Source organism: Pseudomonas sichuanensis, assembly GCF_003231305.1.
GTDB classification, from domain to species: Bacteria; Pseudomonadota; Gammaproteobacteria; order Pseudomonadales; family Pseudomonadaceae; genus Aquipseudomonas; species Aquipseudomonas sichuanensis.
The window spans coordinates 1-1,095 of record NZ_QKVM01000129.1 but is presented as its reverse complement, the minus strand read 5'-3'; the positions used below and the strand labels follow the sequence as shown (position 1 = coordinate 1,095).

Here is a 1,095-nt window from a genome sequence, read left to right as displayed (position 1 = left end):
CTTCGGTCTCGTACCCCTCCGCCGGCACCCATTCTGATTTCAATGCGCCGAAGAATCGCTCCATGGCAGCGTTGTCCCAGCATTGGCCTCGATGGCTCATGCTCTGGTTCAGGCTGTACTCTTCAAGTGCTGCTCTGAATTTATGGCTGGTGTACTGACAGCCCTGGTCTGAATGAAACATCACACCAGCAGGCTTGCCTCTGGACTCAGATGCCATGCGTAGCGCATCACAGGCCAGCCTGGCATCGGCAGTCATTGAGAACGCCCAGCCCACAACTCGGCGTGCGTACAAGTCGATTACTGCGGCCAAATACAGCCAACGTCTGCCAACCTGAATGTAAGTCACATCGCCACACCAAACCTCGTTGATCGTCGAGACCTTGAAGTTTCGCTTCAGCTGATTCTCTGCAATCAATGCTTCCGTACCCGATGACCGATAGCGGTGCGGCCTGCGCTGCTTGCACTTCAGGCCCGCTTCGCGCATCAGCGCGCGCACTTTGTATCGCCCGACTTCGTGGCCTTCACGACGCAGCTCCTGCACGAGTGTTCGTGAGCCTGAAGCATTTCGCGATGTCTTGAAATGGTCGATTACAAGCCGGCGCAGCGCATCTCTGCCAGGGTTTTCACGCCCTTGCCGCTTGCGCCACGCGTAGAAACTGCTGCGCTTGACCCCAAGCACGCGACAGCAGTCGACAACAGGGTACTGCTCACTCAGCTCGTTGATCAGCGAGAACGATCTTTGGAGTCCCGTAGCAGGAGAGCACTGGCCTTTTTTAGGATTTCGATGTCCCGATCCTTTTGACGGACCAGCGCCTCGAGCTCTTCAATTCGCTGTTGCTCCGGCGTGACCGCTTTGGCCCCAGCCGGCACCTTGCCCGCTCTTTCCTGGCGCACTTGTTCAACCCAGCGACGAAGCGCTGTGGGCCCAAGCCCAAGGGCTGCACAGACCTCAGGAACTGACTGGCCGCCGTCCAGTACCATTTCGGCAGCTTGGACTTTGTATTCTCTTGAATAGGATTTACGCACTGATTTTGCCTCCAATTGGGCGCCATCATAGCGCCCGATGAAGGTGTCCAAAATCATTAGGCCAGTTCA

Annotated in this window: 2 protein-coding genes; both read right to left on the bottom strand. The window is 56.7% G+C overall.

Annotated features, from left to right (window positions below; translation table 11 throughout):
* Positions 1–715, bottom strand: a 715-nt coding sequence (locus DM373_RS28390; RefSeq protein ID WP_244215146.1) for an IS3 family transposase, incomplete at its 3' end; no start/stop codon positions are given.
* Positions 716–723: 8 nt separating this feature from the next.
* Positions 724–1,077 (bottom strand): transposase, encoded by a 354-nt coding sequence (locus DM373_RS28385; RefSeq protein ID WP_157966912.1) that lies wholly within the window; start codon positions 1,075–1,077, stop codon positions 724–726.
* Positions 1,078–1,095: the final 18 nt, after the last annotated feature.